Below are 18,761 nucleotides of genomic sequence, written 5' to 3'. Positions count from 1 at the left end.
TTAAACAACTACTTTAATGAGAGATGGAAAGGAAGTATGCAGCTTGGAACTAGAACCTCTCTTTACGATTAAAGTGACATGCAACTATTGCGAGAATGAATTCACGACCTCCCGTGTTCGCCCCAGCTTCAAAAGAGCGCTGAAAACGGATACCGATTTTTGTGGATATTATCGCAATGAGAATCCGGATTATTACGTGGTTCGGGTGTGCCCGTTCTGTGGGTTTGCTTCTACAGAAAATTCAACCGAACGTCTTAATGAACGACAGACCGCACGTTTTCATGAGGAAATTGAGACGCGCTACATCAAGCGGGATTATGGAGGTAAGCGAGACTGGAGCGCGGCGCTTGAGACATACAAGCTCGGATTACTATGCGCCCAAACGATTAATGAGAAGGAACGGATCATCGCAAGTCTTCTGCATCATATATCATGGCTGTATCGGTATAAAGAAGATCGTGAGCAAGAGCAGCGTTTCTTACAGTACTCATTAGAATCTTACATACGCGTATACGAGACGGAGAGCAATCTTGGCAATGACGCCAGGCTGATGTATCTGATCGGAGAATTGAATCGCCGTACAGGCAATTATAATGATGCCGTGAAATGGTTCTCGAGAGTCATTAATGACAAGAAGATTATGGATGCTTCCATGATTCGGGCTTCGAGAGAACAGTGGGCAGTATTGCGCGAAGAAATGTTGAATGGTGGGCATGAATTGCCTGAGGAGATGCAAAATTAACCGAAAATAGGGGCTTATCCGATCCTTGGATCATTCAAATATGAATATAGAATAGCCCCTATTTTTTTGCATATTAATTAACCGTTGGTTATTAATCCTTGCGAACGATAGTATCGGTTAATAAGTAATCGTTGTCGCTGTCCAGCACCGTAATTTTATTGCCGCAGCAAGGGAAGACCAAGAGTTTCTTCTTGCCCTCCCGCACATGGATGATATCGTCCGGCTTAAATTTTGCAAGCAGAACGTTATCGCTTTGGCAGAAAGGACATTGCGGGAGATAAACATCACCCATAATGATGTCATAGGGCAGAGCTTTATTAAAAGGAATCATTTTGGTTCATCCTTAACATCAGAAGGATTGCTCCCGTTGTCTTTGCTAGCTAATTCAGCGATCTTCTGCAGCAGAATATGCTGCGGCATATGCATTAGGTGCTCGATCGGAACTTTCAGTTCTGCGGCCAACTTCACGGCCGTCTCCGGCGAGATTTGCAATGGTTTCATAGTGGAACATGCCTCCTGTCTTGAATTCTAGAAATAAGAGTATACCTAAAGAGGTAGTTCAAAAAGTCCGCTTTTGATCACGAAGTGAATCAGGAAGTAGGTTCGGCGTCGAATCTTGAATTCAGCCGGGCCTTCCGGTGCTCACGTACAAACTACGTACGCTCCGCTCCTCAGCCCCTAGCTTCATTCAACCTTCTCGGTGCTGAAAACCCGTACTTTTTGAACCTATACAATAGTTATACACTTTTACTTGAATCAGTTCCACAATTCGTGCGAGGCAGTTTAAAGAAGAAAGGATGATATATCGATGAAACAGGTATCTGTAAATGACCAGCTTGTAGAGACTTGGAATCTGGACTCCATCTTCCCTGGAGGCTCTGCCTCAGTGGAATTCGCGAAGTTCCTGGATGAGCTGGGCCGCAATCTTGCTGAACTTTATTCGGCATTGAAGCAAGCGTCAGTACCAAGAAATATTGATGAGACTCGGGCTTTGGATCAGACAATTGAGGGGCTGCAAAGTGCGAGGGCAAGATTGCTTGAGGCAGGAGCCTTTGTTGAATGTCTGACGGCTCAGGATCAGCATGATAAGAAGGCGGTTCAGCTAACTGGAAAAGTGACCTCGCTGCGAGCAGCACTGCAAAATGTGATGACATTGTTCGAAAGTTTGCTGCGCGATACGGAAGATCAGGTTTGGCTGGAATGGATCGCTCGGGATGAGATCGCCCCAATCGCTTTTGTTATGAATGAGAAGCGTGATTCCGCTCGTGAGAAGCTTTCTCCAGAATTGGAAAGTTTGGCTGCAGATTTGGCTGTGGATGGATATCATGGCTGGGGACAACATTACGATACGATTGTAGCCAAAGTTGGCGTTGAATTTACTGATGATGAAGGGAAGAAATCTACGCTCTCCGTCGGACAGGCGGCCAATAAACTGAGCGATTCGGATCGTGATGTTCGCGAGAGAACATTCGTGGAATGGGAGAAGGCTTGGGGGGATGTAGCTGACTATAGCGCAGATACATTGAACAGATTGGCCGGATTCCGTTTGAAGTTGTACGAGAAGCGCGGCTGGGAAGATGCGTTGAAGGAGCCGCTACAGATCAATCGCATGTCCAGAGAGACACTGGATATGATGTGGCAGGTTATAGAGGAGAACAAACCGATCTTTGTCTCGTATTTGGAACGTAAAGCTAAAATGCTTGGAGTGGAACAGCTTAGTTGGGGTGATGTGGATGCACCGCTCGCCAAGTCAGAGACAAAGATAGGCTACCAAGCGGCGGCGGAAGATATTGTGAAGCAATTTGGGAAATTCAGTCCGAAAATGGCTGATTTTGCGGCTGACGCATTTAACCGTGGCTGGATCGAAGCTGAAGATCGCCCAGGGAAGCGTCCGGGGGGCTTCTGTACTTCACTGCCAGTTAGCAAACAGACGCGGATATTCATGACCTTCGGCGGTAACTACTCAAACGTATCTACCTTGGCTCATGAGCTGGGACATGCGTACCATCAATATCTGATGGAAGAGCTGCCACAATTCAATCAGGATTACGCAATGAATGTAGCCGAGACGGCATCAACCTTTGCTGAGATGATTCTGGCGGATGCGCTTCTGAAGAATGCGGGAAGCGAAGAAGAGAAGCTGGCACTGCTCGCTGAGAAGGTGCAGAATAGCGTATCCTTCTTCATGAACATCCATGCCAGATTCCTGTTCGAGACTCGCTTCTATGAGAAGCGTAAGTCAGGTATGCTGGATGCTTCTGAACTATCTGCTCTGATGGAGGAAGCACAGCGTGAAGCCTATCATGGAGCGCTTGGAAATTACCACCCTCTCTTCTGGACATCCAAGCTGCATTTTTACATTACTGATGTACCGTTCTATAATTTTCCTTACACCTTCGGCTACATGTTCAGTACCGGAATTTATGCCCAGGCGCTGAAGGAAGGAGAGGGCTTCGCGGAGAAATATGATGCTATTCTTCGCGATACGGGTCGCATGACAGTAGAAGAATTGGCGTCCAAGCACTTGAATGCAGATTTAACGAAGCCTGATTTCTGGCGCGATGCGATGGCTCTAGCTGTTGCGGATGCGCAAATGTTCCTTGATATGACCAAGTAAGGCGAACGAGCCGTCCCAAAAGTAGGTTATTTCTACCAGGGACGGCTTTTTTATGACAATTCGGTTTGCTGCCCCAATTATTGAGGAATTTAATCGCGAATGAGAGGCATGTGCTGAAAAAGGAGGCAATCCATGAACGAAGATTATTGTTTAATGATGTTATTTAAGTAGGAAAATAGGGTATAAAGTCGTTATTTACATAGTAATTTATAACCAATTTTGTTTCTAATTGTTGAATAATAGAATATATTGGAATATAATGAGGCATAAGCCCTAGTTCAAGGGAACAACATAGGAAGGGAGGGGGAGTATGCTGACAGCCGATCAGCTCTCGTTGGCAAGACAGGTCGATATTGTATTTAAGGAATTATCCGTAGAACTTGGAGGTATGACATCAGGCACCGTATTCATTCAAATTCGCAATAATATAATTGGTAAATTCGGCATTCGCCACAATCCGATCGCTGGCCGCAACGGTCATTTGGAGGAAGAAGAACAGGGCTTATCTTCAGAACAACTTCATTCTTTTCGCGTGATGGCAGTTGAGGCTTTGAAGTACAAACGCTATTGGACTCATGGGGAGATTAGCTATGAGTTCGCATTGAAGAAGGGCACCATTATGGTCGATGCTATTCTGGAGTCCAATTATAATATGGCGAACCTAATGATTCAGAGGTATCCAAGAGTAAATGCAGCGAATACATACAAAGGATCAGATTTATCTTCATAATTATTTAAGTGAATTAAGGAACTTTGGATATCATAGTGAAAGACAGGCGACCTGCCAATGCAGATCACCTGTCTTTCTATAGGTGTGAACAGGAGAGAGTGTATTACATGTTAGAACGACCCGACAATTGCTGCTCTGCCATTTGAACCAGACGTTTGGTAATGTATCCTCCTAAAGATCCGGTTTCGCGAGAAGTATAGTGCCCCATGTAACCGTCCTGTGGGATGGATACGCCCAACTCTTGTGCAGCTTCCATCTTCAATTGTTGTAATGCAGAATTTGCTTCAGGAACAACAAGGTTGTTGGAACGGTTGTTACGGCCTTGATTTTGACCTGCCATGTTTGTCACCTCCTTTGGCCTTTGTGATGTTAGTATGGTTTTTGCAGAATAAAATATTCAGTATAACTGCTAATTTGCAAAGTGGTAATTGTTTGAAATTTATAGGCTCTTTGTATAACAAAGAGAGCCCTCCGATAAAGGAAGGCTCTCGATATATTATTCTTTTGTTTAGCTACGATAAATCATATCCAGGTTCACATAGAATTCCAAAGTTTGTGCTGGCTGTAGGTCGATCAGACCTGTAACAGAGGCAGGGTGCTTGGAATTAGGGGCATCTGGCAGCCATGTATAAGGCTCGATACACAAGAATTGGTCGGCTTCGCCTTTTGTATACAGCACCCAATGCTTGAAATAAGCTGGATCTGCGGAGTAATGAAGTCCGTAACCATCTTTGCGGAGCAGATCGGCCGTTACGGATTTGTCTCCAATTTGGAACATCGTATCAAAGTTGGTACCGCTCAGATTTAATCCGTCATTGAGGGCATTAAGCTCGCCCAAAGGCGCGATATCTCCGGTAGTAATCAGTTCCTCATTTGAGGAATAGATGGCGGATACCGGTACTTTGAGCGTCCAATCCTCAGGCTTGCCGTCTAGCAGGAACCAGGTATGTAAACCTAAGCCGAATGGAGCTGGCTTGTCACCTAAATGTGTCACCTTGAAAGTCTGCTTCAGCGAAGCACCCTGGAGCCTGAGCGTCATTTCTAACTTGAGCGGAACGGGATACTGACGCATCCAATTCGGGTCATCGGAAGTTAAAAACTCAGTAGTTACGGCACAGCCTTCATCGTCTTCCTCGATATCGCTGACACACCAGCTCTGTGTACGGTGAAGTCCATGAATATGATTGTCATTGGCCGTGTTCCGGTCAAATTGATACTCCTGTCCTGCATAGGTGAAATGTCCTTTGCGAATACGACCCGGTGGAATGAGCATCGGAATGCCAAAATGGTAAGGCTTCTGCAAGTAGAATTCAAGCTCAGTCTCCTCTGGATGACGAAGAACATGGCGCTTCTCAACATGATCCCAAATGCTGATTACATTATTACCAAGGCGGGGTAGCAGTGTGACTTCAAGTTCACGGCTATTTAAAATGTACGTGTCATAACCGTTCCATTGTCCTTTGGTCACTTTTTTCATATCGTTGCTCCTTTTCCCACATATTCATCTGAAATAATCGGTTTTAAAAAAGCTTAGCACTATCATAACACTTTTTTTCAAGGACGAAAAATAGATTTGACATTGTATAATAAGCCAATTATTATGAGTATAATTTAGAATATCATAAATGAACACGATGATGGGGACAAGTAGACAATGTTTTTATTTCCTTCAGAAAGCCGGTGGTTGGATGCGAACCGGTAGGAATGACTTTGCTGAATGGACCCCGGAGTTCCGGATGAACCCAAAAGGAAATCGAGCCTTTTGCAAGTATTACCGGACGGTCAATCCACGTTACGGACATTAGAGGTATAGTTCTCATCGGCTTAAGGCGAACAGATCGTCGCGGCTATTGGTTATCGTTCTATACGAATAAGGGTGGCACCACGGTCTCACGTCCCTTCACAGGGATGTGAGGCCTTTTTTGCGTCCGTTTTTGATTACGAAGTGAATCTGGGAATGGTCCGGTGCTGAAACTGTACTTATGAACATTCACTTCAAACTTTAAATCTAAATATATGGAGGAGGCAGTTTTTTATGAAAAAAGTTCTGTCCGGCATTCAGCCTAGCGGCAAGCTTACGCTCGGTAATTATATTGGAGCACTCAAAAATTTCGTCACGTTGCAGGATGATTACTCCTGTAACTTTATGGTTGTTGATTTGCACGCGATTACAGTTCCGCAGGATCCGGCTAATCTGCGCGAGCAATCCGAGGCAGTAGCGGCTCTGTTCGTAGCTGCTGGTATTGATCCGAATAAATCTAACGTGTACATGCAGTCCCATGTCCGTCAGCATGCTCAGTTGGGATGGATTCTAACAACCTTGACATCAATGGGAGAACTGGAGCGGATGACCCAGTTCAAGGATAAGGCAGCAGGCAAAGAATCTGTAGGGGCAGGATTGTTTGTCTATCCGTCACTCATGGCTGCGGATATTCTGGTCTACAATGCTGATCTGGTACCGGTAGGGGAAGACCAGAAACAGCATCTTGAATTGACACGTGATTTGGCAGGGCGCTTCAATAGCCGCTTTGGCGAATACTTCACACTCCCTGATCCTTATATTCCGAAAGTTGGCGCCAGAATTATGTCGCTTGACGATGCTTCTAAGAAGATGAGCAAGAGTAACCCGAATCCGGGAAGTTATATCGCACTGCTCGATACCCCGGATGAAATTCGTAAGAAGATCAGCCGGTCGACGACAGATTCGGGACGTGAGGTTAGATTTGACACGGAAGCGAAACTGGAGGTAAGCAATCTCATCACGATCTACAGTCAATGTTCTGGATTGTCAGTGGCTGAGGTAGAGCAGAAATATGAAGGCCAAATGTACGGGCCATTCAAGAAGGATCTGGCTGAAGTTGTCGTTAGCGTGCTTGAACCGCTTCAGCGGCGTTATCATGAGATCCGAAACTCAGGAGAAATTCATGACATTCTGCGTCAAGGCGCATTGAGAGCTAACGAGGAAGCGGAGAAGGTACTGCAGGATGTACAACGAATGATGGGCTTCCTCCTCTAAGAGGTAGTTCAAAAAGTCCACTTTAGGCTTATCATATAATTTAATTAATTCAGAACTTAGCCCGGGCATAATCGATGCCCGGGCTTTTTAGATAGTAGAATTGCAATTCTGTTACACAACTTCTGTCATTAAATTGTCACAATCCCTGCTTTTTATCGGATGATTGTCAAACATTTCTCCTTCTTGGTATGATAAAGTTTATAGTGTAATATGGATTCATTGAATTATTCGTGAACTTCTTTATATAGGAAGACAAATTTTATAGTTTAGGGGGAAATATCCGACATGGACAGAATTTCTTACACTGCACCTTCAGAATCGGCAGCGTTGTCCGTGAGACCTACTCCTCCAGGAAAAGCAGCGACTTGGAAGGATTTTATCGCGCTAACCAAACCAGGTATTTTGCGTTCAAATCTTATCGCGGCTTTTGCTGGCTTTTGGGTGGCTTCTCAATGGCATTTACAATACGGCAAACTAATCCTCATGTTACTGGGAACCGTACTGGTTATGGCTTCCTCCTGTGTGTTCAACAATTACTTTGACCGTGATTTGGATATGAAGATGGCCCGCACACAGAATCGCGTGCTTCCTACTGGGAAGATGTCGCCGAAGACGGTGCTCTGGTATGCCATTATATTAGGTATATTGGGATTATCTGTACTATTTATCGGCAACGGCCTGCTGGCCGGCGTATTTGGTGTCATTGGAATGCTCGTATATGTCGTTGTGTATACATTATGGCTGAAGCGCTCCTCGACCTGGAGTACCTCAGTTGGAGGGATATCAGGAGCTATGCCTCCGGTGATCGGATATGTAGCGGCTGCAGGTAAGGTTGACCTTGGAGCTGTTCTGTTATTTGCGATGCTGTTCTTATGGCAACCTCCTCATTTCTGGGCGCTCGGCATCCGGCGTGTAGAGGAGTATCGGGCGGCAGGCTTCCCGTTATTGCCAGTTGTAAAGGGAATTCCGAGAACGAAATTGCAAATGATTCCTTATCTGGTTCTACTACTGCCTATTCCAATATTAATGTATGTCTACGATTATACAGGAATGTGGTTCCTTATCATCGGTGAGCTTCTGTCCGTATCCTGGTTGTTGATGGCGCTAAAAGGCTTCCGTTCACAGGAAAATGATGCTTGGGCGAAGCGGGTATTCTTGTTCTCAATCAACTATTTGACAGTCAGCATGATCGTCATGATTCTCGATACAGTACGATTGTAATGGAGGTTTGAGGATGTCGTTGCTCAAGAAATATAAATTGACCTGGATTTTGCTGGCGTTATGTATCATAATGGCGGGGTATCTGCTCTGGACTACCTATGCCAAGCCCAAGCTGCCGATTATCCGGCCAGTGGAGAGCTTCAGCTTGGAAAATGTAGATGGTCGCAATATTACGCTAGAGGATACAAACGGCAAGGTTCGGCTATTTTATTTCTTCTTCTCCAGTTGCCCGGATGTGTGTCCACTCACGACCTTCCGCTTAAGTCAAGTACAGGACCTGCTTAAGGATAAAGGGATGTTCGGCAAGGATGCCGAGATCGTCTCGATTTCCTTCGATCCGGAGCGAGACTCGCGCGAAGCCATTAAGGCGTTTGGAGACAAATTTAAGGCCGATTATTCAGGCTGGTATTTCTTGCGGGGAGATCAGCAGAAGACGATGGATCTGGCTATGAACTCATTCAAAATTTTAATTAATAAGGATCAGAATAACAATTTTGTCCATATGGATCTGATTGGTCTGGTTGACCGGGACGGCAACTTGCGGAATATATACCGTCCAGAGTCTACGCCTCAGGAGATCGCCCAAGGTGTTATCGATCTAGCCAAAGAATAGTAATTCAGCTTCATATTTGGCCTGTCTCATTTTCAGACGAAGCCGGGAGGAGGATATTCAATATATTCCTCTAGCCCGGCTTTTTCTAATTGGGCGATGATATATTCGTCAGGCGTACCTTCCACACCAGCATAGCCTCTTCTCGTATAGATCTGGACGGCATCCGGGAAGGTGTCCCGTAATATGGCGCGGATCTTCTTGCCAGAAGCGTCGTTGTCCATAAATAAGTAAACTTCATCATCTCCAACCTGCTTGCGAAGCGATTCTAGCTTGAGATTGTTCAAGGTACCGAAGGTGCAATGAATATATATATCTTCATGAAGCAGTCTGAGCAGCTTGCTGCGATCATTCTTGCCTTCGACGATGATGCTTATCGGCATGGCGGTTCACCTCGATCACGTTGGGATGGTTAATTCTTATAGTGTATACCTGACCGCCATCTCATGCAAAAACATGATAAAAGCGGCCTGTCGGGAGGGGGACAGACCGCGGGCCATGATTTCATCCTACCAGAAAGGGGCACGCAGGATAATCACCAGCAAAATATAGAGTACCAAGATGGTGCCTGCTGATGACCAGCAACCGCCAACTCTTGGGCTGATGACCCTGATCCGCATGGTCCACACGGTTCGATATGACCCACTTTTGATCACCTCCCTTTTTATGCTTGGGTCAGTAACTACAAAATATACTATGTTTAATCTACGCTCCTGCCCTGTGCAATGGCCTAACCATGTTCAAAATTATATGTGAATGCCCCTATAGAGGTTGTTCAAAAAGTCCTGCTCAACTGCTTCATCTTTCCGTTGGTACGGTGAAGGAAGCAGGCATATTTGCTCTCCAGGTAGGAACGACGATAATAACCAGCATTAAGAGCAAGAAGGCAAAGAAGTAAGGAGAGTAGTTATTATGCATTGTTCCCGCAATAATGGGGCCGAGGAATGAACCGATTGACATCGCAATAGATTGCATTGAGAATACGGTTCCCAGTCGTTTTCCCCCGCATAAGTCGATAAAGACGGAAGCCATGGCAGGGAAGACGATACCTTTGGCCAGGCCGAGGGCAAATAGCGAAATGACAATCGGAATCGAGTCGAGTGCCGCTAGTGAGAAGAAGGACAGAGCAATACCGAGTATTCCGAGATAGGTTCTAATATACGGCGAGAAGTGATTCAGGAACAACAACGATAAGGTCGCCAGAGCCCCGAGGCTAATAATCGAGAAGTAAAGTCCAGTGTGCATGATCCCGGATAATCCACCGGCCTGGAGCGGGAGTTCAAAATATAGAATCCCTTGGGCGCAGGATACGGCAAAGGGCAGCAAATAGAAATAGATAGGAATGATATTGAGCTTCATAGGTGCCTTCTTCATAGGTTGCTGTAGGGTGGTCTTTAATTTGGGCGGTTCCTTGATCGTGAACATGGCGATAACACCGGTAATGATCATGAGCCAGCCAAGCGTCTGGAAAGTAAGGGTGAAACCGGTGCGGGCGACAAGAAAGGCCCCGGCTGCCGGGGAGACGACAGAAGCAAGGGTATGCATGACCCCATGTCCGGCCATCAACTTCCCCTGTTTCACAGCGTTGCTCGACAGGGAAGCGAGCAGGGCCAGACAAGCCGGGGACAGGAAAGCAAGCACAAATCCGCTAATCGAGCGCAGCACGAGAAGCTGCCATGGCTCCGTGACATGGGCCTGCAGTAGGAGGATCGCTCCCCCAGAGAGCAGACTGAATATCATATAGCCACGGCTTCCGTGCCGATCCACGCCCTGTCCAGCAATTAGATTGCCAGGCAGATGTGTTAGCGCATATATACCCATCATCCAACCAATGAAGGCAGGCGCAGCCCCGAGTGACAATGCAAAGGGCGTCAGAATAGGATATTGCGCATGTAGGTCGAAGAAAGCGAGGAACATAAAAAAATAAAGCCAGAAAGCGATTTTCACTGCCTTGCCCTCCTCTAAAAGTGAGTGTTCAAAAAGGCCGGTTTTCTTATCAAAAGTGGACTTTTTAAACTACCTCTTAAAAGTCATTATGCTATACTTGTACGTCGCTTGGGACGAACTTATACCCCCTTTCGGTACATGACATACATAATTTTCTGTGATTTCCTGTTAAATTGGGGTTAAGCTGTCATTGGAACTGGCCATCATGTATAATAAGGGAGCGTCCGCTTAATCGGGTAGCTCTGACATATGCAAGGTAGTTCAAAAAGAGCTAAATACGGGCCTTTTTGAACATGAATGATTAAGAGTTTAGGGGTGTTAATGGATATGGATTTGAATGTTGATGTGTGGATTGAATTTCTAAAACAAAACTGGCTCGTCATTGTCGTAGCCCTGGTTATCCTATTTCTGGTGCTGAATTTTGTTAAGACCTTAGTCAAATGGGCGCTAGTCCTTGTCATTGCTGCGTTCATCATTATATACAGTGGCATATCTCTTAAGGATATTGGCAATGCGGTAGAGACGGTGAAGGACCAGGCTGCTGATATCACCAAGTCGGAAGTTCTGCAGATGATGAAGAAGGAAGCAGCGGAAGCGGAAATCACTCAGAATAGCGATGGAACGTTTACGATTAAGACGCCTAATCTTGAAGTCACAGGCAGTGACGGTGATAGTAAAGTAAAGGTTAAGTTCCATGGCGTATCTGTGGGTGAATGGAAGGTCAATGATACGATAGAGGCGTTTATTGAAGAAGCAAAGCGCAAGTAGCGGGTAAGGTCTGCCTTAAATATTATGACCATAAGTCATCAAGATAGGGGGCAAGCATGACGATGGTCTTGGCTCAACAATTACAAGAAATGAACTGGATTAACGCATTGCTAATATGTATTTTGCTTATATCTGTGCTGCAAGGATGGGCGCGTGGGGCGTCCCGTACGGCGGGAAGATTGTTCACCTTAGTTAGTGGGGGAATTCTGTCTGTTGTGAGTATAATCGGGTCGATTCCTCTCACCATATGGTTATCCCCGAAGGTACAAGATTGGCTCTCCTCCATTACGTACCCGCAGCGTGATATGGCAACATGGGAACAAGTATATTACACAATCGTCACCGCGATTCGTGACTTTCCACTGATGCGGTTCGCTGTGTTGTTTATTATTAGCTATTGGTTGATCCGCACTATACTGGGATTGCTCTCAGCGTTTTTACTAGGAGGTTCTTCGCTTGAGCGCGCTCCTTTCGGCGGAAGGGCTAGAGCCTCATTCCTGAGCAGAATTATCGGGGCATGTATTGGTACCGTAATCGGTACGGTCAGATGTATGATGATGATCGTCCTTTTATTTATCGTCGTTACACTGTTTCCGAACAGTAGCTTCAGTCAATATGTGCAGGCTTCTACAGTATACCAACAAGGAGCACACACAGTGATTGAGCCGCTGACTGGAGACTTGATCAAGGAAAAGCTGCCGGTGTTCACTCGCAGTGTGGAGGCGGAACTCAACGGTATTCTGCAGCGGAAGTATGAGGTGATAGATGCCAATGTTCCGCAGGATATCGAACTGGCTGCGGCCAAAGTAACGGAAGGCGCGGGTACGGATGAAGAGAAGGCAAGGCGTCTCTATGACTGGGTCGGCTCCAGAGTGAGCTATGATTATGGTAAGGTCAAGGATTATGAAGAGCGGGGGGACTGGCATGAACAGACGCCGCAGATGACCTTTGATACGAAGAAGGGAGTATGCATCGATTACTCACGTCTGTATGCGGTTATGGCTAGGTCTCAGGGTCTTAAAGTGAAGGTTGTGACCGGATTAGGATATGACGGTAGAGGAGGATACGGACCTCACGCCTGGAATGAGGTATATCTGACAGAGAAGGACAAGTGGATTCCGCTTGATTCAACTTGGGCGCAAAGTGGGGATTGGTTCAATTCGCCTGCTTTTTATGATACGCATGTTCCTGACAAAACCGTTTAAAGAGGTTGTTCAAAAAATCCGCTTTTGATAAGAAAACCGATCGAAGTCATTCAAGGATGAGCGACCGCGATCCAAAGGTAGGTTTTCTTGCGATATAGAATTTCATCAGCTACGCTGATAACTTATAAATTCTATATCTAACACGAAGTGAATCAGGAAGCAAATTCGACATCGAATCTTGAATTCAGCCGGGCCTAAGCAAATGCTTACGAAGTCATGTTTCCTACGGAAACATCTCAGGTGCTCACGTACCCAAAACGTACGCTCCGCTCCTCAGACCCTAGCTTTATCCAACCTTCTCGGTGCTGAAAACCGGACTTTTTGAACACGTACTTAAATAAGTCTAGTACCAGGTGTGTAACCTCGCATCGGATTGAATCGTTATGTTAATATAGTTGATGAAGTATGGAAGCATGAAAGAGGAGAAACGCCCATGAAGAACTCATACAATGACGATCCTCGCGAGCAGGAAGCCAAGCTGAAGCGTCATTTTAATATTCGCTTGAACTTATTCTTTTTCAGTACATTTATTATTTTTACGGTTATTATTGTACGTCTGGCGATCCTACAATTTGTAGAAGGTCCAAGTCTGTCGCAGCAGGAGACGAGTATGCGGGTTAAGGATGTCCCGCTATCACCGATTCGTGGCTCTATCTTAGCGGCAGGCGGCGAGAAGCTTGCTTACTCGACTCCGGTGCAGTCGCTCTACATTACACTGCAGAAGGACTATAGCAAATCCGAACGGGGTAAGAAGAATCGGCCTGAGGCGCTGGAAATCGCCAAAAAGCTGAAAGAGGTATTCGATAAGTATGGTGATAAGGTCAATGAGCCGATGACGGAGGAAGATATCGTTAAGGCGATGGACCTGGACTACAACAAGGGCAATGGTTATTCGCCAAGACTGATCAAGTCAGGATTAAATAAGCAGGAGATTGCTTATTTCCTGGAGCGTAAATCAGAATTCCCTGGTATCGATATCGTCGAGGATAGCATTCGGCACTATGATACGGATACGGTCGCTGTACAGACGATTGGATATCTCAAGAAATATAAATCCATGGATGACGTTAAATGGTATGACCCGATCCGTGAAGCCAATAATTCATTAGACAAGGATCCTGCCCTGGATTATACGTCCGAGGAGCTTGTTGGTGCGGATGGATTGGAGATGTATTACCAGAATGAGCTTCGCGGCAAGAACGGCTACAAGAAAGTGCCGATCGATCCGCGGAATATGGCTACAGGCGTATCCGAGATCGTACCTCCGGAGAAGGGGTATGATCTGCATACGAATATTAACAAGAATATTCAGCTTATCGCCGAGCAAGCCATTTTGGATCAGCTTGATTGGGTGCATAAAAATCCGGTATCTGGTGAAGTTCACCCTAATGCAAAGACCGGTTATGCTGTTGCGATGGAAGTGGACACCGGTAATGTTGTGGCCATGGCGAGCATGCCGGACTATGATACGAACGTCTGGCAATCCGGTGGGATTGCGTCAGACGATTGGTCCAAGATTATGACTAATTATCAGAACGGGACGATTACTCCAATCAGTTCAGGTCGTTCAGGGCATAATTTCGATTCGACGGTGTTATTGGGATCGACGATCAAGCCTCTGTCTGTATTGATCGGACTTAATGAAGGGCTGTTCACGACGACCACTTATTATAATGATACAGGTATCGCTTACTTTGGTAAGAATGATTCCTCCAGCGTTCGTAACTCAGGAAGGCATGCCTACGGCTCACTGAGACCTTCTGGAGCGATCCGCCATTCCTCCAACGCCTTTATGGTCGATATGGTCGGCGAGAAATTATGGAAAAAGTATGGAAATGAAGGTATTGACGTCTGGGATAAATATATGAAGGAGTTCGGTCTCGGTGTCTCAACAGGGATCGATCTTCCGAAAGAATACCTAGGTAATCTAAACTATAAGAATGCGGAATCAGAGACAGCTCTTTCACGGCTGGCCTATGCTTCCTTTGGACAGCAAGCGGGTTATACAGCTATGCAACTGGCTCAATATACGGCAACTCTGGCAAGTCGAGGTTCGCGAATGGAGCCGCATATCGTCAACAAGATTACAGATGAGAATGGCAATATCATCAAAGAATTCAAGCCGACGGTATTGAATAAGGTCGAATTCAAGGATGCATATTGGAACGAAGTCATCAGCGGGATGGAGACGAATGTCCCGGTGGCCTTTGCTGGATTCCCGTATGATTTTGCCCGGAAGACGGGTACCTCGCAGCAATGGGGAGCTGGGGCTAACCGGGATAACGGCGTATTTATCGCCTTTGCGCCACGCAAAAATCCAAAACTTGCTGTTGCGGTTATTATTCCCGAAGGCGGCTTTGGTGCCTGGAGCGCCGCGCCGGTCGCCCGTAAGATCTTCGATGCTTATGATCAGGAGTATGGACTCGATGGCGTTCCGAAGAAGACGCAAAATCAGCAGACAAATGATCAGAGCACCGGTCAAACGAATAACACGCAATGAGAATTTAAAATTGAATAAAGACGATACATCAGCGATCTTTCACGGCATAGCTTAGGAAAGATCGCTGTTTTTTTTTATCTAAACTTGTCCAAGGCTTTGATCTCGACTATTTCGTGGAAAGAAAGTAGGGGGAATCCATTGAAAATCGTCTATCCGATAAACCGGGGTGAGCAGGAAGCGGTGATGAAGGGTCGATTTAATATTAGACTGAATCTTTTCTTTTTCAGTGCATTTGCAATATTTACGGTCATCATTGTTCGCCTGGCGATTTTGCAGTTCGTTGAAGGTCCAAGTCTGTCCAAACAGGAGATGAGCATGCGGATCAAGGATGTCCCACTATCACCGATTCGTGGCTCTATCTTAGCGGCAGGCGGCGAGAAGCTTGCTTACTCGACCGCGGTGCAGTCGTTATACATTACACTCCAGAAAGACTACAGCATGTCGGCGCGGGGCAAGGAGAACCGACCTGAAGCGCTGGAAATCGCCAAGAAGCTAAAGGAAGTATTCGATAAGTATGGCGATAAGGCTAGTGAGCCGATGACGGAGGAAGATATCGTCAAGGCACTGGACCTGGATTACAAAAAAGGCAACGGTTATTCGCCAAGACTGATCAAATCGGGATTAAATATGAAAGAAGTTGCTTATTTCTTAGAGCGTAAATCAGAGTTCCCTGGTATCGACATCGTTGAGGATAGCGTTCGGCACTACGATAAGGATACGGTAGCTGTACAGACGGTTGGATATCAGAAGAAATTTAAATTTATGGATGCTGAAAAGTTGTACGAATCAACTCGTAAAGCAAATGCTTCAAAGGACAAGGACCCTGCTCTGGATTATACGGGTGAGGAGCTCGTTGGTGCTGATGGACTGGAGTTGTACTATCAGGAGTATTTACGCGGCAAGAATGGATATAAGAAAGTTCCTATCGACCCGCGGAATATGGCTACAGGCGTATCGGAGATCGTTCCACCGGAGAAGGGATATGATCTGCATACGAATATCAACAAGAATATTCAGATGGTCGCTGAGCAGGCGATTATGGATCAGATCGATTGGGTCCATAAAAACCGGGTATCCGGTGAGGTCCACCCTAATGCGAAGACAGGCTACGCCGTTGCAATGGAAGTGGACACCGGCAATGTTGTAGCCATTGCGAGTATGCCGGATTATGATACGAACGTATGGCAATCCGGCGGGATTAATCCCGAAGACTGGGCTAAAATAGAAGCAAATTATCAGAATGGGTCGATTACCCCATATAGTTCGGGGCAATCAGGACATAATTTTGGCTCTAATGTACTGCTTGGTTCAACGATCAAGCCTTTGTCTGTATTGATTGGTCTTAATGAGGGGCTGTTTGCAACAACGGATTATTATCCTGATACAGGTATTGCCTACTTTGGTAAGAATAATTCATCTAGCGTCCGCAACTCAGGAAGGCATGCTTATGGTCCAATTAAACCCACTGAAGCGATTCGTGTTTCCTCTAATGCCTTTATGGTCGATATGGTCGGGGAGAGGTTATATAATAAATACAAGTCTGAAGGAATCGGCGTTTGGGATAAATATATGAAGAAGTTCGGTCTAGGAATATCAACGGGAGTAGACCTTCCTAAAGAGTTCCTGGGTCAGCTTGGCTATAACAATGAATCAGAGACAGCACTATCCCGATTGGTATATGCTTCTTTCGGACAGCAGGGCGGCTATACAACCATGCAATTGGCTCAATATACGGCGACTCTCGCAAGCCGAGGTTCGCGAATGGAGCCGCATATCGTTAACAAAATTACCGATGAGAACGGAAATATCATTAAAGAATTTAAGCCGAAGGTACTGAATAAGGTTGAGTTTAAAGATGCTTATTGGAATGCAGTAATTGATGGGATGAGGACCGATGTATCTGCCTTTGCCGGATTCCCGTATGATTTTGCCCGGAAGACGGGTACCTCGGAGCAATGGGGAGCTGGGGCTAACCGGGATAACGGTGTATTTATCGCCTTTGCTCCGCGCAAAAATCCGAAGCTTGCAGTTGCGGTCATTATTCCAGAAGGCGGCTTCGGGGCCTGGAGCGCCGCACCGGTCGCCCGTAAAATTTTTGATGCTTATGATCAAGAGTATGGGCTGGACGGTATACCGAAGAAAAGCCTTCAGCAGCAGGACGGTAAGCACTAATAAACAATAGTTATTTTAATCATTTAAGGGCCATGGTGAGAACTATTTTCAGTAAAAATGGAAATAGTTCTTGCTTTTTGGCCTGTTTATCATTTAGAATTTGCATTAGGGAAACATTTTTAATTCGGTGAAACAATTGTATCTCTATGAAACATTTATTCTACTAAGCAAAAAACAGAGCGCGCTGCTCAAAATATTAGGAGGACTAATCTATGGGACAGATTTCAGTTAAGAAAGGCCCTTTGCAGAGGGCGAAGATTACACTAAGTGTGCTGGTGCTGGTCATCGTTGCAGCCTGCTCCAAAGTGGAGGGAGAAGCCTCGCATCTCCAAAGAGCCGAGGATGGCGACAAAATCCAAGTTGTCTCCACGATTGGGATGATTACGGATGTTGTTCAGGAGGTCGGCGGGGAAGAGGTTGAAGCTATCGGCTTGATGGGGCCAGGGGTAGACCCGCACCTATATAAAGCTTCGCAAGGAGATATGACACGATTGGATCGGGCGGATATGATCTTTTACGGAGGTCTGCATCTGGAAGGAAAAATGACGGAGATCTTCGAGAAGCTCGAGCGCAGCAAGCCGACGGTAGCCGTATCCCGAGGAATTGATACCTCGCTGCTTCGTTCCGGGGAGGATGCAGGTGGTACACAGTATGATCCTCATATCTGGTTCAATGTGAAGCACTGGATATCAGCAACGGAGACAATCCGCGATGCTTTGGCCAGCTATGACCCGGCCCACGCTGATCTCTATAAAGACAATGCCGAGAAATATATACAGCAATTGAAGGAACTCGACGAAGAGGTGCGGACGGCGGTTGCCGAAATTCCACCATCCGGCCGTGTGCTTGTAACTGCACATGATGCCTTTGGATATTTTGGAGAAGCCTACGGGATTAAAGTTATGGGATTGCAGGGGATCAGTACGGCCGCGGAGTATGGCTCTAAGGATGTGAGCGAGCTTCGGGATTACCTGGTCGACAATAAGATCAAGGCGGTGTTCGTAGAATCCAGCATACCGACGAAATCGATGGAAGCGGTCATTGCCGGAGCCAAGGAGAAGGGACATGAGGTTGAGATCGGCGGTGAATTGTATTCCGATTCGTTAGGGGAGCCGGGATCTGATGCGGATACTTATATCAAAATGGTACGGCACAATGTAAGCACGATCGTAAATGCATTGAAATAAAATATAGGCGGTGACTAACGCCAAGGAGATAAGGAGCGATATAACC

18 protein-coding genes and 1 other annotated feature are annotated in these 18,761 nt (G+C 46.0%); of the genes, 11 read left to right on the top strand and 7 right to left on the bottom strand.

Features of this window, described 5'->3' with window-relative positions:
• Nucleotides 1–43: 43 nt before the first annotated feature.
• Complete coding sequence (locus EI981_RS23970; protein WP_127002531.1) at nucleotides 44–742, top strand: DUF2225 domain-containing protein; 699 nt, start codon at nucleotides 44–46, stop codon at nucleotides 740–742.
• 91 nt (nucleotides 743–833) lie between these two features.
• Here EI981_RS23970 and EI981_RS23965 read toward each other — a convergent pair whose 3' ends face one another.
• Both EI981_RS23965 and EI981_RS23960 read right to left on the bottom strand, forming a co-directional pair.
• The gene (locus EI981_RS23965; protein ID WP_127002529.1) at nucleotides 834–1,073 is read right to left on the bottom strand and encodes a hypothetical protein; all 240 of its coding nucleotides are present in this window, start codon (nucleotides 1,071–1,073) and stop codon (nucleotides 834–836) included.
• The gene (locus EI981_RS23960) at nucleotides 1,070–1,243 is read right to left on the bottom strand and encodes a YycC family protein (protein ID WP_127002527.1); all 174 of its coding nucleotides are present in this window, start codon (nucleotides 1,241–1,243) and stop codon (nucleotides 1,070–1,072) included. Before EI981_RS23960 ends, EI981_RS23965 begins: the two co-directional genes overlap by 4 nt.
• Nucleotides 1,244–1,550: 307 nt before the next feature.
• Between EI981_RS23960 and EI981_RS23955 the strand changes: the two genes are divergently transcribed.
• Nucleotides 1,551–3,359, top strand: coding sequence for a M3 family oligoendopeptidase (locus tag EI981_RS23955; protein ID WP_127002525.1), 1,809 nt, complete (start codon nucleotides 1,551–1,553; stop codon nucleotides 3,357–3,359).
• Nucleotides 3,360–3,669: 310 nt separating this feature from the next.
• Complete coding sequence (locus tag EI981_RS23950) at nucleotides 3,670–4,089, top strand: O-methyltransferase (RefSeq protein ID WP_127002523.1); 420 nt, start codon at nucleotides 3,670–3,672, stop codon at nucleotides 4,087–4,089.
• Nucleotides 4,090–4,192: 103 nt separating this feature from the next.
• On the opposite strand, the gene EI981_RS23945 is transcribed toward EI981_RS23950, so the two are convergent.
• Entirely contained in the window at nucleotides 4,193–4,429 is a 237-nt protein-coding gene (locus EI981_RS23945; RefSeq protein WP_127002521.1) for an alpha/beta-type small acid-soluble spore protein, read from the bottom strand.
• Between the two features lie 168 nt (nucleotides 4,430–4,597).
• Nucleotides 4,598–5,566 (bottom strand): aldose 1-epimerase, encoded by a 969-nt coding sequence (locus tag EI981_RS23940; protein WP_127002519.1) that lies wholly within the window; start codon nucleotides 5,564–5,566, stop codon nucleotides 4,598–4,600.
• Between the two features lie 148 nt (nucleotides 5,567–5,714).
• Nucleotides 5,715–5,992 (top strand) — a binding site (T-box leader).
• Nucleotides 5,993–6,124: 132 nt separating this feature from the next.
• Here EI981_RS23940 and trpS point away from each other — a divergent pair.
• From trpS to EI981_RS23925, 3 genes are all read left to right on the top strand, one after another.
• Nucleotides 6,125–7,105: a tryptophan--tRNA ligase gene (trpS, locus tag EI981_RS23935; protein WP_127002517.1), complete on the top strand. Its 981-nt coding sequence runs from the start codon at nucleotides 6,125–6,127 to the stop codon at nucleotides 7,103–7,105.
• 285 nt (nucleotides 7,106–7,390) lie between these two features.
• Nucleotides 7,391–8,326 (top strand): heme o synthase, encoded by a 936-nt coding sequence (gene cyoE / locus EI981_RS23930; RefSeq protein WP_127002515.1) that lies wholly within the window; start codon nucleotides 7,391–7,393, stop codon nucleotides 8,324–8,326.
• A 13-nt stretch (nucleotides 8,327–8,339) separates the two neighbouring features.
• Nucleotides 8,340–8,939: an SCO family protein gene (locus tag EI981_RS23925; protein ID WP_127002513.1), complete on the top strand. Its 600-nt coding sequence runs from the start codon at nucleotides 8,340–8,342 to the stop codon at nucleotides 8,937–8,939.
• Between the two features lie 32 nt (nucleotides 8,940–8,971).
• Here EI981_RS23925 and EI981_RS23920 read toward each other — a convergent pair whose 3' ends face one another.
• The 3 genes from EI981_RS23920 to EI981_RS23910 all read right to left on the bottom strand — a co-directional run bounded on the left by EI981_RS23920 (nucleotide 8,972) and on the right by EI981_RS23910 (nucleotide 10,883).
• The gene (locus EI981_RS23920; RefSeq protein ID WP_127002511.1) at nucleotides 8,972–9,319 is read right to left on the bottom strand and encodes a toprim domain-containing protein; all 348 of its coding nucleotides are present in this window, start codon (nucleotides 9,317–9,319) and stop codon (nucleotides 8,972–8,974) included.
• 126 nt (nucleotides 9,320–9,445) lie between these two features.
• A complete protein-coding gene (locus EI981_RS29825) occupies nucleotides 9,446–9,556 on the bottom strand; it encodes a sporulation protein YjcZ (protein WP_127004977.1) in 111 nt (36 codons plus the stop codon).
• 178 nt (nucleotides 9,557–9,734) lie between these two features.
• Complete coding sequence (locus EI981_RS23910; RefSeq protein WP_127002509.1) at nucleotides 9,735–10,883, bottom strand: MFS transporter; 1,149 nt, start codon at nucleotides 10,881–10,883, stop codon at nucleotides 9,735–9,737.
• Between the two features lie 297 nt (nucleotides 10,884–11,180).
• Between EI981_RS23910 and EI981_RS23905 the strand changes: the two genes are divergently transcribed.
• The 5 genes from EI981_RS23905 (at nucleotide 11,181) to EI981_RS23885 (ending at nucleotide 18,715) form a co-directional block, all read left to right on the top strand.
• The gene (locus EI981_RS23905) at nucleotides 11,181–11,651 is read left to right on the top strand and encodes a hypothetical protein (RefSeq protein ID WP_227011573.1); all 471 of its coding nucleotides are present in this window, start codon (nucleotides 11,181–11,183) and stop codon (nucleotides 11,649–11,651) included.
• 56 nt (nucleotides 11,652–11,707) lie between these two features.
• Nucleotides 11,708–12,856 (top strand): transglutaminase domain-containing protein, encoded by a 1,149-nt coding sequence (locus EI981_RS23900; protein ID WP_127002507.1) that lies wholly within the window; start codon nucleotides 11,708–11,710, stop codon nucleotides 12,854–12,856.
• 433 nt (nucleotides 12,857–13,289) lie between these two features.
• Nucleotides 13,290–15,356, top strand: coding sequence for a peptidoglycan D,D-transpeptidase FtsI family protein (locus EI981_RS23895; protein ID WP_127002505.1), 2,067 nt, complete (start codon nucleotides 13,290–13,292; stop codon nucleotides 15,354–15,356).
• A gap of 183 nt (nucleotides 15,357–15,539) precedes the next feature.
• A complete protein-coding gene (locus tag EI981_RS23890) occupies nucleotides 15,540–17,528 on the top strand; it encodes a peptidoglycan D,D-transpeptidase FtsI family protein (protein WP_127004973.1) in 1,989 nt (662 codons plus the stop codon).
• 212 nt (nucleotides 17,529–17,740) lie between these two features.
• Nucleotides 17,741–18,715, top strand: a complete 975-nt coding sequence (locus EI981_RS23885) for a metal ABC transporter solute-binding protein, Zn/Mn family (RefSeq protein WP_127002503.1) — start codon at nucleotides 17,741–17,743, stop codon at nucleotides 18,713–18,715.
• Nucleotides 18,716–18,761: the final 46 nt, after the last annotated feature.

Source organism: Paenibacillus lutimineralis (assembly GCF_003991425.1).
In the GTDB taxonomy this organism is placed as follows: domain Bacteria; phylum Bacillota; class Bacilli; order Paenibacillales; family Paenibacillaceae; genus Fontibacillus; species Fontibacillus lutimineralis.
The sequence above is the reverse complement of the archived record's forward strand: the minus strand, read 5'-3'. Positions and strand labels throughout refer to the sequence as shown.